The following is a 14,144-nucleotide window of genomic DNA, read 5'->3' as shown; positions in this document are numbered from 1 at the left end:
GGTAGACCCTTCGACGATCCACTCGGAGGGTGCCATGAAACCATTGTCCTGGCTGGGCTGGGCCGCGCTGGCGGTCGTAGCTGCATTCTGTCTTGGCGCGATCGCCCTGCATCGCGGCGAAACGATCAACGCGATCTGGCTGGTGGTCGCTTCGGCCTCGATATTCACCATCGCATTCCGTTTCTACGGCCTGTACATCGCGCGAAACGCGCTGGTGATCGATCCCTCGCGTGCGACCCCTGCGTGGCGCCGCAACGATGGCCTCGATTTCGTGCCGACTCCGAAGAGCATCGTCTTCGGTCATCACTTCGCCGCGATTGCAGGTGCAGGACCGCTGGTCGGGCCGGTACTCGCCGCGCAGATGGGCTTCCTGCCCGGCACTCTATGGATCCTCTTCGGTGTCGTCCTCGCCGGTGCGGTGCAGGACATGCTGGTGCTGTTCTTCTCCACGCGCCGCGACGGCAAATCACTCGGCGAGATGATCCGCGCGGAGATGGGCCCGACCGCAGGCGTGGTGTCGATGATCGGCATCCTCATGATCATGGTGATCCTGCTCGCCGTGCTCGCGCTGGTCGTGGTGAAGGCGCTGGCGGACAGCCCCTGGGGCACCTTCACCGTCGCAATGACCATTCCGATCGCGATCCTGATGGGGCTGTACCTGCGCCACTTCCGTCCGGGTCGTATCCTCGAAGTCTCGGTCATCGGCTTCGTCCTGCTGCTGCTCGCTATCTGGGCCGGCGGCAAGGTCGCCACGAGCGAAGCCTGGGCGCCGATGTTCCATCTCAAGGGCACGATGCTGGCGTGGCTGATGATCGGTTACGGCTTCATCGCCGCGGTGCTGCCCGTGTGGTTCCTGCTGGCGCCGCGCGACTATCTCTCCACGTTCCTCAAGATCGGCACGATCCTCGCGCTGGCGGTTGCGATCATCTTCGCGATGCCCGAGCTGAAGATGCCCGCGGTCACGAAGTTCATCGATGGCACCGGGCCCGTATTCGCCGGCAGTCTGTTCCCGTTCCTCTTCATCACGATCGCGTGCGGCTCGGTGTCGGGATTCCATGCGCTGATTTCCTCCGGCACCACGCCAAAGCTGATCTCCAGCGAAGCGGACATCCCGGTCGTTGGTTACGGCGGCATGCTGATGGAAGCGTTCGTCGCGATCATGGCGCTGATCGCTGCCTGCGTACTCGACCCGGGCGTGTACTTCTCGATGAATGCACCCGCCGCGCTGCTCGGCACCACGGTGGAGTCGGCGGCGACGGCGGTTTCCAACCTGGGCTTCGTCGTCACGCCCGACATGCTCGCCGCAACCGCGAAGGAGATCGGCGAAACCACCATCCTCTCGCGCACCGGCGGCGCACCGACGCTCGCCGTGGGCATGGCGCAGATCCTGCACGGCCTGATACCGGGCGAAGGCATGATGGCCTTCTGGTACCACTACGCGATCCTGTTCGAAGCGCTCTTCATCCTGACCACGATCGACGCCGGCACGCGCGTTGCCCGCTTCATGATCCAGGAACTCGTGGGTCTGGCCTACGAACCGTTCCGTCGCACCGAGAGCTGGGCGGCCAACCTGACCTGCACCGCGATCGCGGTCGCGCTGTGGGGCTACTTCCTGTACCAGGGCGTTGTCGATCCGCTCGGCGGCATCAACACGCTGTGGCCGCTGTTCGGCATCGCCAACCAGATGCTCGCGGGCATCGCGCTGGTGTTCTGCAGCGTGGTGATGGTGAAGATGAAGCGCGAGAAATTCCTCTGGATTCCACTGATCCCGACCGCGTGGCTGCTGGTGTGCACGCTGGTCGCCGGCTGGCAGAAGCTTTTCCACGAGGACCCGAAGATCGGCTTCATCGCGAATGCACGCAAGTTCGCCGACGCCGCAGCGCGTGGCGAGGTACTGGCACCGGCAAAGTCGATGGAGGACATGTCGCGCGTGATTCTGAACAACTACATCGACGCGGGCCTGTGCGCGCTGTTCGTTGCGGTCGTCGTGGCCACGGTGTTCTTCGGCATCCGGGCCGCGCTGGCCGCACGCAGCAACAATGCGCCGACGTCGAAGGAAAGCGACTATGTCGCGGTCGACGCAGTGGCGCCCTGAGGCCGCGATGATGACCAACGCCGGCCGCTTTACCCTGGACCTGCTCGCGCGCTGGTGGCGCGCGAGCGCCCAGACGGCACGGCTGGCGATCGGCATTCCCGACTACGACGTATACCTGGACCACGTGCGCCGCGCGCATCCCGAGCACGCGCCTATGACGCGCGACGAATTCTTCCGCGAGCGGATGGAAGCGCGTTATGGCAAAGGACGGTCGCGCTGCTGCTGAGCTCGACCGTGCGTTCCGCCTTGTCAGCGGACGTTGTCCCAACCGGTGCGTTTGCGCCGGTCCTTGCCGCTGCGGCGATCGTTCTTGTCGGGTTCGAACCGGATCATGTCGCGTCGATCATGTCCCTGCCGGCGCTCGTTTTCCTTGCGCCGTTCCGGACCGCGATAAGGCGCGTTGTCGCCAGGATTGTCAGCCATGGATTGCTCCCCCGAGCATGCCCACGGCCGAGCTTCCGCCTGCTGTCGGGTTCCGTCAAGCCGGGCCGCCGAGGCACTCCATCCGGCCAAATCCCCAGTCGGAAACATCAAGCCGGCGAACACATCCGTTCTGGTAAGTAGGCAACGGCTCCATTCATGCGGTACGACGCGCGTCGGATGCGGGAGCCTCACAGAACGAGAGGCTTCCAATGAAAATCGCACGTCACCGCCCGCGGCCTGCCGCGGCTGTATCGCTGTCTGTCCTCACCCTGCTGACGGCCGGCCTCTTTGCCGCGCCGGTCTTCGCGCAGACGACCACGGGTTCGATCGTGGCCAAGAAGTTCTACGACGCCAATGCCAACGGAGTTCGCGATACCGGCGAACCGTGGCTGTCCGGCTGGCCGATGACACTCACCGGGCCGGGTATCGATTCCACGCGCAACTCGACGGCTACCTGGACCGGCTTGGCGGGCGGCGCCGGCTATTCGGTGCTCGAAGCCACGCCGGTCGAAACCAACTGGGTACAGACTGCGCCGCGCGTCGGAGGCGTACCGGTCAACCCGAAGGACGTCAGCGTGATCGCATGCCAGACCCTCACCATCAAGTTCGGCAACTACTGCAAGAAGGGGAGCGGCGGACGCACGCCCGGCTTCTGGAGCAACCAGAACGGCCTGGCCAAGTTGAATGACGGCGATCCGCCGAGCAATGCACCCGAACTGGGCCTGTTGTCGAGCCTCAACCTGGTCGATGCGAATGGCAATGCGTTCGATCCGGCCGATTACGGCAGTTTCCGCACCTGGCTGCTCGGCAGCACCGCGGTAAACATGGCCTACAAGCTGTCCTCGCATCTGGCTGCGATGACACTCAATGTGGAGGCGGCTTACGTAAACGCGGACTCATTCTTCCTTCCCTGCAACTGCACCATCGGCGAGTTGCTCGACGATGCGGATGCATCGCTCGCCGCCTATCCGTCCACGCCGGCCGGCCACCCGCAGCGAGCCAACCAGGAAATGCTGAAGAACTGGCTGGACCAGTTGAACAACGGCGCATTGATCGTGTCGGCAACGCCTTGTCGCAGGACGTTCTACAGCGGCTATTGATCAACAACATCACGTCGTACAGGACGCCCCGGCTGAGCCGGGGCGTTTTCCTATCAGAACGAGTCAGACTTTCCAGGCCCATGGACTTGCCTCTTGAGCACCGGAACGGAACTCGGCTAACCTCACGCCACGCTGTCATCGGACGACACCATGCGACCCATCGCATTGCGCAAGATTTTTCTCGTACTGCTAGCCGGTCTCGCCGGCCCCGGATGCGCCAAGGAGGACCTGTTGAAGCACAAGGTTGATGTGCACGAAGTGTTTCCCGACACCCGCGTTGTTGAACTCGCAAAAGCAGTTGCGGATGGCGATAGAGACAGAATTAGTCGCCTTGCAACTCCCAGCACTGTCGAAGTGACGGGCGATGAAGGCATCACCCTTTTGCAATGGGCTGTCCTCAACGGCAGCTTGCCTGGTCTGACTTCACTGCTTGAAGCCGGAGCTGATCCTGCGCATCAAGGCATGGATGGATACACCGTCATGCATACCGCTGCGATGGCAGAGGACTCGCGATACCTGACAGCGCTGCTGGGTCGCCGCATTTCGCCAGATTTGCGAAACCGAGACGGGCAGACGCCTCTTTTCATCGCCATCGCTGCTCGACGTACAGCACAGATTGAGGCGCTGCTCGCAGCCGGAGCCGATCTCAACATCGCCGATAACGTCGGCGATACACCCCTGCACAAGGCTGCACTCGTCAATGATTTCGAGCGTACGCGTGCCCTGCTTGAATCAGGGGCAAATCCGCGAGCTACGAACGCGCAGGCGGCTACGTTCCAGGATTACCTGTTCATGGCTGATCCCGAACTCTTGAATGAGCCCGCGCGGCGCAACCGAATTTCCGTTCGTGAGTGGCTAACGCGGCACGGAATACCAGTTAACGATCCACATCAATAGCCAACGTGTAGGCCAGTTCCAAAGGATTGAGAACATGAGCGCACGAACTTCCGACGCAGACCCTAACGATGCATTTGCCGATGCCATTCGAGGTGTCGATCCGCAACCGATGGACTCGGTTCTGGCACGAATCAATGCAGACACATACGAAGAATCTGGCTCGCTTATAGACAACTGGTCACCAGTAGCAGCCGAACAGCTTGCTGCCTTCAAAATTCGGCTGTCAGATCTGGAAAATTCGCATACCGGTTTTCGGGCGAGACTTTATACAGATGGCAATAACCACTATGTACTCGCCTTCCGCGGTAGCGACGAAGCTGAGGACTGGAAACACAATATTCGGCAAGGAGCGGGGCTGCGCGACGTCCAGTACGAACAAGCTATCGATCTCGCCAGAAAAACGCACCGCGCGTTTGGTAACAACGTGGTTCTCACAGGCCACTCGCTAGGTGGCGGGCTGGCTACTGCAGGCGCTCTGGCAACTGCTGCACCCGCAGTAACGTTCAACTCGGCGGGGCTTCATACAAACACCATCGAACATCTCGGTTTCGACACGGTTGCCGTACGGCGCGAATTGATGGGGAACGGCCAGATTCGCCACTACAGCGTGACAAACGAAATTGTTACTTCGCTGCAAGAGCACAATCTGCTTACCCGCGGCGTCATGCCTGACGCTCTGGGTCACAGGATCGAACTTCCGGACCCACATCCCGTGCGTGGCTGGAAATCGCTGATTCCAGGAAGCGCTCTGATGCATGGAATCGCGATCCACGGCATGGACTCGGTGATCGAAGCACAACAGCTTGCGGCTCATGGCTCCGTCGCGAATCCCGCGCACCCGCAGCACCGCCTGTTCAATGAAGCGCTCAATGGGCTGAAGGGGATCAACAGGGAAACCCTCGGGTTCCGCAGCGAGGACGAATACCGCAACGCGGCCGGCAGCCTGGCGGTGAAGGCGCAGCAAGGTGGGCTACACCGCATCGACCACGTGGTCGGGGGTGCAAACGGCACGCTGTTCGCGGTCGAAGGGCCGCTGGAAAGTGCCGGTCATCGCATCGTCGGGATCGACAAAGGACAGGCTGTGGCGCAGTCGATCGAAACCAGCTCGCAGCAACTGCAATCGCCTGCTGAAGCGCCCGCCCAACCGATGCAGCCCGAGCGGCAACGACACGCCGTTGCCTTGCCATGACACGGCGAAAGAACTGGCGTCGCGACCAGCATCCCTTCAGCTACTGAAAAACAAAAAAGGGCGAAGCCGCAGCTCCGCCCTTCTTAGTTTCAGTCCAACGCTTATTGCCCGATGTGCTGCTTCAGCCAGCCATTGACGGTGTCATGCCACTGCACCGAATTCTGCGGCTTCAGCACCCAATGGTTTTCGTCAGGGAAGTAGAGGAACTTCGACTCCACGCCCTTGCGCTGCAACGCGCTGAACAACGCGATGCCCTGCTCCACCGGGATGCGGAAATCCTGCTGCCCATGGATCACCAGCATCGGTACGTGGAACTGGTCCACGTGATTGGCCGGATTGAACTTCTGGTAGCCCTTGGGATTCTCGAACGGCGTGCCGCCGTTTTCCCATTCGCTGAACCAGAGCTCCTCGGTCGCGTATCCCATCGCCTGGTTCTCGAATACGCCGTCGTGGCTCACCAGACACTTCCATGGTTGGTTCCAGTTGCCCGCGATCCAGTTGACCATGAAGCCGCCGTAGCTGGCGCCTAGCGCGCAGGTCTTGTCGCCATCGAGGAACGAATACTTCTGCTGCGCCGCAGCCCAGCCTTTCTGCAGGTCTTCCAGCGGGCGATCGCCCCAGTGCTGGCTGATTGCATCGGTGAACGCCTGGCCATAGCCGGTCGAGCCGTGGAAATCGATCATCACCACCGCATAGCCCTGCCCCGCATACGTCTGCGGATTCCAGCGATAGCTCCAGCCATTGCCGAAGCTGCCCTGCGGGCCGCCGTGGATCAGGAAGGCGACCGGATATTTCCTGCCTTCCTGGTAATTCCATGGCTTGACAACGTAACCGTGCACGGTCTCGTTGTTCCAGCCTACGAACTTGAATTGTTCGTAATCGCCGAAGCTGACATCAGGCAGCATCTCGCTCGCGCTCGGCGTGATCGCACGCTGCGGAGTGGTGCCGTCCGGATTGGTCACGAACACCTGGTCGCCGGTCTTGATCGTCGCGCGGGTAAAGGCCAGCGTCGGACCCGCCAGCGCGAACGCCGACACCGAGCCCTGCGAACCCGACACGTTGCTCACTTCGCCATTGCCGATCGAGACCGCGAACAACGGATCCTGGCCGAGTTCCTGCGCCGTCGTGTAGATGCGCTTGCCATCCTCCGACAGCGTGATGCCATTCGCCGATGCATCCCAGCGCGGCGCGAGTTCACGTGCCTGGCCAGATGCGAGATCCATCGCCATCAGGCCGAAGCGATCCGCTTCGAAGCCCGGCCGCTTCATCGCGCGGTAGTAAAGCGTCTTGCCGTCCGCGCTGAAGACCGGCGTCGTGTCCCAGGCCGGATTCGATGCGGTGAGGTTCTTCGCGTTGCCGCTGCCGTCCGCGTTGACGAGATACAGATCGAAATTCGTCGACCACGGCTCCTGGCGGTCCGCCTTGCGCGCGCTCAGCACGAGCTGCTTTCCGTCGGGCGACCATTCGTATTCGCTCTGGTCGCCGAACGGCCGGGACGGCACGTCGCCCAGCACGTCCGCGCCGACGAGCGTGGCCGACTTCGCCATCGTCTTGCCATTGCCAAGTTCGGTGACGAACACGCGGTTGAGGCGTCCGTCATTCCACGCGTCCCAGTGACGGATGAACATGCGATCGAACACGACGCCGCTGTTCTTCAGCTTGCTGCGTTCCTGCATGCGCTTGGGACTGCAGGCAAGATCGCTGCCGCAATCGACGAATGCTTCGGTGCTGAACGCCACGCGCTTGCCATCAGGCGAGAGCTTGTAGCTGCCGACGTCACCCGGGATATCGGTCAGCCGCACCGGCTCGCCACCGCGCGAGGGGATCGAATAAAGCTGCATCGAACCCGACTTCGCACTGAGGAAGTACACGGTCGAACCGTCGTGTGAGAACGTCGGCGAGTTGACGTTCCAGCCTTCCGGCGTCAATCGCTTCGGCGGCGCCGCATCGCGCGCGAACAGGTCTTCGATCCACAACGAGGTGGACGACTTGTTGGCATCGAAATCGACGACCCGCCTGGCGAACACCAGCATGCGGCCGTTCGGCGACAGCGTCGGCGCGGAAACACGATCGAGTTTGGCGAGATCGCGGGCTTCGAAGCCGCGCGCGGCGGCGGCATCGAAGCTCGGCAGGGCCGCGGCGATCAGCAGCGAGAGGACGGCGAAACGCAGTTTCATCAGGACTCCGGAGGCGGACAGCGAGGGCCCGATGGTAGGCGGGCGCCCCTGCTGTCCGCAAAGGCCGGAGGTCAAGACCGCGGTTCGCGGCCCTGATCTTGCAAACTCAGGTGTTTCAGGCGTCCGCGGTGCGGCGCGCCACGCCTTCGATCCAGCGGTACAGCACGACCATCGCGACGACGAACGCGATGCCGCCAATCCATACGGCTGCGTTCGCGAACTCCGGACCGACCAGCGCCAGCGGCGCGTCCATCCCGGAGAACGCCACGATCGCCGCGATCAGTACGCCGAGCAGGCCCTCGCCGACGATCATGCCGGAAGCAAGCAGGACGCCGAGCTGTTTGGCGGACTCGGGCTTCTTCGTACGTTCGGCGCGACGATCGTAGAACGAACCGGCGAGTGCACCGACCACCACCATCAGCGTCGCCGACGTCGGCAGGTAGATGCCGAGGCCAACGGCGAGTGGCGAGAGGTGCGCCGACTTCGTCGTCCGGCGCAGCACTTCGTCGACCACGATCAGCACGATGCCGATCATTCCGCCGATGCGGATGAGGCTCCAGTCGATGTTGTTCTGGATCACGCCCTGCGCCAGCGCCGAGATCAGGCCGGCCTGTGGTGCCGCTAGCGCCTTCGACGGATCCGCTCCCGGCGTACCCGCGAAACCGTAGGCGTGATTGAGCAGGTCGAGGATCGGCGGAATGATCGCCGCACCCGCGATCACGCCGATCACCAATGCCCATTGCTGCTTGGCCGGTGTCGCGTCGACGAGCTGGCCGGTCTTCAGGTCCTGCAGGTTGTTGTTGGCGATCGCGGCGATGGTGAACACCACCGATGTCACCAGCAGCGCGAATGCGACCAGTCCCTTCTCGTTGCCCGGCGCCATCAGCGGCTTGATGCCGAACACGAGCAGCAGCGCCGCACCGATGACGACGAGGATGCCGATACCCGATAGCGGGCTGTTCGAGGAACCGATCAGGCCCGCCATGTAGCCGCATACGGCCGACACGAGGAAGCCCATCACCACGCAGTAGATCAGGCCACCGACGACCAGCGTCCACATGTGGTCGCCGAGTCCGCTCTGCACGCTCAGGTGGCCCAGCAGCCACGCGATCGGCAGGAAGCAGGCCAGCATGATGATGCCGACGAGGCCGATCGGAATGTCGTGTTCGGTGCGCGGCAGCGTGTCCATCTGGCCGCTCTTGCGCACGCGTGAAGCGGCCATCGCGGAAGCCAGGCCACTGATCACCGGCTTCACCAGCTTGCCCAGCGTCCAGATCGCAGCAACGCCGATGGTGCCTGCGCCGACGAAGCGCACCTTCGTGCTCCAGGTCGCCTGCGCGAGATCCGCGGCCGCACCGGCGGTGGCGGCGAGCGCCGAGTAATGCGGCACGCCCCAGGCCCAGCCGATGATCGCGCCCAGCAGCATCGCCACGCCCACCCACAGGCCGACGAGATGGCCGACGGCGAACAGCGCCATCGACAGGTTGAAGTCGAAGCCCGTCACCGAGCCCTTGTCACCGACGCGAAAATAGGCGGCGACGTCGCTGGCGAACACGCGCGTGGCGACGATCACCGCGAAGCTTGCCGCGACGATCGAACCCCACACGACGGCCATCAGGCCCGCGCGACTCTCTTCGACGTTTCCGGCACTGCTAAGGCTTTCGTCCGGACTGCCTACCTTGAGCACCTCGGCACACGCGACGCCTTCGGGATACGGCAGTTCGGAATTCGTCACCAGCGCGCGGCGCAGCGGGATCGAATACATCACGCCGAGGATGCCGCCCAGCGCGCAGATCGCAAAGGAGATCCAGTACGGGAAGCCGGTCCACCACCCGATCATCACCAGGCCTGGCAGGACAAAGATGATCGAAGACAGCGTGCCCGCCGCGGAGGCGACGGTCTGGACGATGTTGTTTTCCTGGATCGTCGAATCGCGGAACCTGCGCAGCAATGCCATCGAGATGACGGCAGCGGGGATCGACGTCGCGAAGGTCAGGCCCGCCTTGAGCCCGAAGAACACGTTCGCGGCGGTAAAGGCGACGGTGATGATGACGCCGAGGACGAGGCCACGGACCGTCAGCTCGGTACGCGGCGCGGCGGCAGGTTGCGGTCGGGTATTCACATGGCTGTCCCTGTTCGAGGTTGGCGGAGTATCGCAGACCGGTCGCGCCTCCGGCGCCGCGCTTGGCACGCTGGCTATACTCGCGCCACGTTTTGCGCATGGACGCGCGTCCGCTCCCGGGGTCTTCCGTGTCCGCCATTACCACCGCCACGCCTTCCCGCGCCATCGCTGCGCGGGACGATTTCCTCGGCCATCCCAAGGGCGTCTACGTCTGTTTCTTCACCGAGATGTGGGAACGCTTTTCGTTCTACGGAATGAAGGCGCTGCTCCTGCTGTACCTGCTGCAGCACCACAAGTTCGGGGACCGCGCGGGACTGGATGTGCTCGGCGCCTACGGCGGGCTCGTGTACTGCGTGCCGGTGATCGGCGGGCTACTTGCGGATCGCTTCCTCGGCATGCGCAAGGCGGTGATCTTCGGCGGCTTGCTGCTCGTGGCGGGTCACGCCGGCATGGCATTCGAAGGCCATGCGGCCACGTTGGCAAATGGCGTGGTCACGCGCGACGAAGGCGCATTGAAGATCTTCTACCTGTCGTTGTCGCTGATCATCATGGGTGTTGGATTCCTGAAGCCGAACGTGTCGACGATCGTAGGGCGGCTGTACGAGGAAAACGATCCGCGCCGCGATTCGGGATTCTCGCTCTTCGTGGCCGGCATCAATCTCGGTGCGCTGTTCGCCTCGATCGTGTGCGGCTATCTCGGGCAGCAGTACGGCTGGAAGTACGGTTTCGGCGCCGCCGGCATCGGCATGCTGCTCGGCCTCGTCCAATTCCTGTGGGGCCGCAAGTACCTGCGTGGCGTGGCCGAACCGCCGCGCCCCTTGGGCCGTGGCCGCGAATGGACCATCTATGCGCTGGCGCTGCTGGGACTGCTACCCGTCGCGTGGTTGATGGATGCGGTGACGTCGCTCCAACTATCGCCGTCGACGATCCGCTGGACTTACTACATCGTCGTGATGGCATTGGCGGGCATCGTATGGACGATGTGGCACGGGTGGCGTCGCAACGATGCAACCAAGCAGCCGCTGATGCACTACGCGCCTTCGCTGATCGGTTTTACGGGCGTTGGCCTGGTGTTGATCTGGCTGTCTCAGCGCTACGGCGTGCTCGACTTCTTCGTCGGGGAAGCCACGCTGGCGCTGGTACTGATGTCGGTCGTGTTCCTCGTCGTCGGCTTCTGGTACGCGGGTTTCGTGACGCGTGGCTGCACGAAGGTCGAGGCGCAGCGCATGGGCGCGATGATGGTGCTGATCTTCGCCGCGCTGGTGTTCTACACGCTGTACGAGCAGACCTACGGCTCGTGGGTGACGTTCAACGATCGCCTGATGGGCAAGGACCTCATTCCTTCGCTAGTCGTACGCGAAGGCACGCCGTGGCCCTGGTCGATCATCGCGCTGTTGCTGGCGCCGATTTCCTTCATGGTCGCTTCGGCCATTTCGGACCGGAATCCCGCCTCGACCACGCCCAAGGCATTCTTCCTGTTCTCCGTTGCCTCCATGCTGGTCGCGCTGCTTCACGATGCACTGGTGCTGCCGCAGACCGCCGGTTCGCTCACCTACCTGGGCGCGCTGTTCATCGTGCTACTTGCACCGATGTTCGCCGTGATCTGGGTGTGGCTCGACAAGCGTGGGCTCGATCCTTCCAAACCGACGAAGTCCGCAATGGGCCTGCTCTTCGCCGGCCTCAGCTTCCTGCCTTTGGTATGGGCAGCTCAGCAGGCCGGCGCGAGTGGCGAAATGGCCAGCGTGTGGTGGCTGGTGCTCGCCTACCTGCTGCTTGAGTTGGGCGAGATGTGCCTCTACCCCGTTGGGCTGTCAGCCGTGACGCAACTCTCGGTGCCACGCGTGGTGAGCCTGATGATGGGTACCTGGTTCCTCGCCACGGCATTCTCCGAAACGCTGGCGGCCCTGCTTGGAAAACTTGCCGCGATCGAAGTGCCCGAAGGCGAAACGATGAACATCGCCGAAGCCGCCGCGAAGTACGCCGATCTGTTCACCCTGTTGATGTGGCTGGGCATCGGCTGTGCCGCCGCTGCATTCCTGGTGTCACCGCTGCTGCGACGGATGATGCACGGCATCAGGTAGTGCCCTTTTGAAACCTCTTCAGAAAAAAAAACGGCGCCGATTGGCGCCGTTTCGTTGTTGTTTTCCCTTTCGAACTACAGGCCTGCCTGCGCTGGCTTTCGTGCACCGATGTGGCGATCGAAGAAATCAAGCATCTCCGTATACAGCTTGAGGTTGCTCTCTTCCTTGTAGAACCCGTGCATTTCTCCAGCCTGGATGATCATGCCTTCCGGTGGATTGCCAGCCGCTATCAAAGCCTTGTTCATCGCTTCGGTGTTTTCCGGCGGGCACCGCGGATCGCGAGCACCTGCGGCCAGATACACCGGAATCCTGATCTTGTCGGCGTGGTTCACCGGCATCACACGATCGCGCTCCGTTTCAGTTTCGCCCAGTGCGCGCCTGAGGTACTTGCGCCCGCTTTCGCGCTTGCTGGTATCGCTTTTCGTCATCTGCACGTTGGCGTCGTAGGCGCCTACATAGCCGAATGCGCACTTGAAGAGCGTCTGCTCACGCGCAGGCGCCATCAGTGACGCATAGCCACCGAAGCTGCCCCCGTAGATGCAGACGCGATCCTTGTCGGCATAACCTTCGGCGATCGTCCATCTCGTCGCATCTATGACGTCATTCATGATGCCGTCGGCCCATTGGCCGTAAGCCATGTCCTGGAACGCCTTGCCGAAACCGCCCGAGCCACGGTAGTTGACCTGCATGACAAGGTAACCGCGGCTGGCAAGCAGCTGCGTCTCCCAATTGAATCCCCAGTTGTCACGCGGCCCCATCGGTCCGCCGTGGACGTTGACGATCATCGGCAGGTTCTTGCCATTGGAGCCATGCGGAATTGTCAGGTATCCATAGATCTTCAGGCCATCGCGCGTGGTCAGGGAAAATGGCTTGACGCTGGCCATTTCCTTCGCATCCAGCCATTGCCGGCCCTGCATCAGGAACCGCGCCTTCCCCGTATCGCGATCGTAGAGATAAAGCTCTCCCGGGTTTCTGTCGCTGCTTACCGAGACAACGATCTTCTTCCCATCGCGCGTCGCACTGGAGAAATCGACCATCTGCCCGGGGAACGCAGCGGCCAGCGATGCGTAGATCCCGGCATCGGGATGCTGCTCATCGACGAGCGCCACATGCGGTGCGCCGGCCTCGGTGACTACGCCGAGAATCGTATCGTTGTCGGTCGATGTGATGTACCTCGCTGGCTCGGATACTGGATCGCGAAACAACTCCTTGAACTCGCCCGTCGCCGTATCGATGGTACCCAGGGCTTCTGGTGCCTTGCCGTCGCTGCGAGTCGCATATACGCGGCCGTCACCGGATGTACCCAATACGCTCAGTCGCGTTCCCGATGTCCTGGAACTGTTGACGAGCGTCCACTTTCCGTCATCGCCACGCCGGTATAGCTCACTGTGGGAATCGAACCTGCCCTCGGCATCTTCATCGTCGTAACAGACCGCGAAGCGGACGGCCTTGCCGGCGTCCAGCGCGATCTCGCAGTTTTCGCGCGGCGCGCGGCCGAGCGATTTCCTGCGGCCAGTCAGGGTATCCAGCATGACCACTTCCGTGCCCGCGCCATCGTTCGAGCGCGGATAGCTCACCGACATGATCACGTTGACATCGTCGTCGCGAAGCGTATCCAGCAGCGAAAAGGACTCGTTTCCGACCTGCTTGCCTTTTTCGGTCACGTCGCGCGTGCCATAGAAGATCAACGGGCGCGGCTTGCTGCCGTCGGCATTGACCCCATACCACTCCCCCGTGGCGAACGGCCGTGCGAAGCGCCCGAACTTCTGCACGGAATTGAACATCAGCCGCTCAGGCCCGACCCAGTAGAAATCGCCGACACTTTTATCCGGCAGTTGATTAACCTTCAACACACGAAGGTCGCTGGTACGCAGGACGGTCAGTACATCCAGTTCGCCCTGGTCGACCGTCATGGCGAGGTAATCGCCATTCGGCGATATCTTGACCCCGCTGTAGGTCGGATGACGGACGAAATCCCCGATCGACGGAGCGGCCGAAGCCACGCCAGTCGAAAGAGCCAGGCTAAGAATCGCCAAAAGAAGCTTGATCATCGAAGACCT

10 protein-coding genes are annotated in these 14,144 nt (G+C 62.5%); 6 read left to right on the top strand and 4 right to left on the bottom strand.

Annotated elements, in window-relative coordinates; translation table 11 throughout:
• The first annotated feature begins 34 nt into the window (after positions 1-34).
• Together ASD14_RS09935 and ASD14_RS09930 are read left to right on the top strand one after the other, a co-directional pair.
• Positions 35-2,095: a carbon starvation CstA family protein gene (locus ASD14_RS09935; protein ID WP_056132785.1), complete on the top strand. Its 2,061-nt coding sequence runs from the start codon at positions 35-37 to the stop codon at positions 2,093-2,095.
• Between the two features lie 10 nt (positions 2,096-2,105).
• Positions 2,106-2,321, top strand: coding sequence for a YbdD/YjiX family protein (locus ASD14_RS09930; RefSeq protein ID WP_056133484.1), 216 nt, complete (start codon positions 2,106-2,108; stop codon positions 2,319-2,321).
• Between the two features lie 23 nt (positions 2,322-2,344).
• Here ASD14_RS09930 and ASD14_RS16335 read toward each other — a convergent pair whose 3' ends face one another.
• Positions 2,345-2,518 (bottom strand): hypothetical protein, encoded by a 174-nt coding sequence (locus tag ASD14_RS16335; protein ID WP_200947053.1) that lies wholly within the window; start codon positions 2,516-2,518, stop codon positions 2,345-2,347.
• A gap of 209 nt (positions 2,519-2,727) precedes the next feature.
• Here ASD14_RS16335 and ASD14_RS09925 point away from each other — a divergent pair, with 209 nt between their 5' ends.
• From ASD14_RS09925 to ASD14_RS15740, 3 genes are all read left to right on the top strand, one after another.
• Positions 2,728-3,618, top strand: a complete 891-nt coding sequence (locus ASD14_RS09925; RefSeq protein WP_056132780.1) for a hypothetical protein — start codon at positions 2,728-2,730, stop codon at positions 3,616-3,618.
• Between the two features lie 150 nt (positions 3,619-3,768).
• Positions 3,769-4,515, top strand: a complete 747-nt coding sequence (locus tag ASD14_RS09920; RefSeq protein WP_056132778.1) for an ankyrin repeat domain-containing protein — start codon at positions 3,769-3,771, stop codon at positions 4,513-4,515.
• A gap of 34 nt (positions 4,516-4,549) precedes the next feature.
• Positions 4,550-5,704, top strand: coding sequence for an XVIPCD domain-containing protein (locus tag ASD14_RS15740; protein WP_082538897.1), 1,155 nt, complete (start codon positions 4,550-4,552; stop codon positions 5,702-5,704).
• Positions 5,705-5,805: 101 nt separating this feature from the next.
• On the opposite strand, the gene ASD14_RS09905 is transcribed toward ASD14_RS15740, so the two are convergent.
• Positions 5,806-7,881 (bottom strand): S9 family peptidase, encoded by a 2,076-nt coding sequence (locus ASD14_RS09905; protein ID WP_056132770.1) that lies wholly within the window; start codon positions 7,879-7,881, stop codon positions 5,806-5,808.
• Positions 7,882-7,996: 115 nt separating this feature from the next.
• The gene (locus ASD14_RS09900) at positions 7,997-10,003 is read right to left on the bottom strand and encodes an oligopeptide transporter, OPT family (RefSeq protein WP_056132767.1); all 2,007 of its coding nucleotides are present in this window, start codon (positions 10,001-10,003) and stop codon (positions 7,997-7,999) included.
• Between the two features lie 128 nt (positions 10,004-10,131).
• Between ASD14_RS09900 and ASD14_RS09895 the strand changes: the two genes are divergently transcribed.
• The gene (locus ASD14_RS09895) at positions 10,132-12,084 is read left to right on the top strand and encodes an oligopeptide:H+ symporter (protein ID WP_162247698.1); all 1,953 of its coding nucleotides are present in this window, start codon (positions 10,132-10,134) and stop codon (positions 12,082-12,084) included.
• 74 nt (positions 12,085-12,158) lie between these two features.
• On the opposite strand, the gene ASD14_RS09890 is transcribed toward ASD14_RS09895, so the two are convergent.
• Positions 12,159-14,135: a S9 family peptidase gene (locus ASD14_RS09890; protein ID WP_056132762.1), complete on the bottom strand. Its 1,977-nt coding sequence runs from the start codon at positions 14,133-14,135 to the stop codon at positions 12,159-12,161.
• Positions 14,136-14,144 lie beyond the last annotated feature (9 nt).

Source organism: Lysobacter sp. Root494, assembly GCF_001427225.1.
Lineage (GTDB): Bacteria > Pseudomonadota > Gammaproteobacteria > Xanthomonadales > Xanthomonadaceae > Agrilutibacter.
This window is presented reverse-complemented; position numbering and strand designations above follow the sequence as displayed.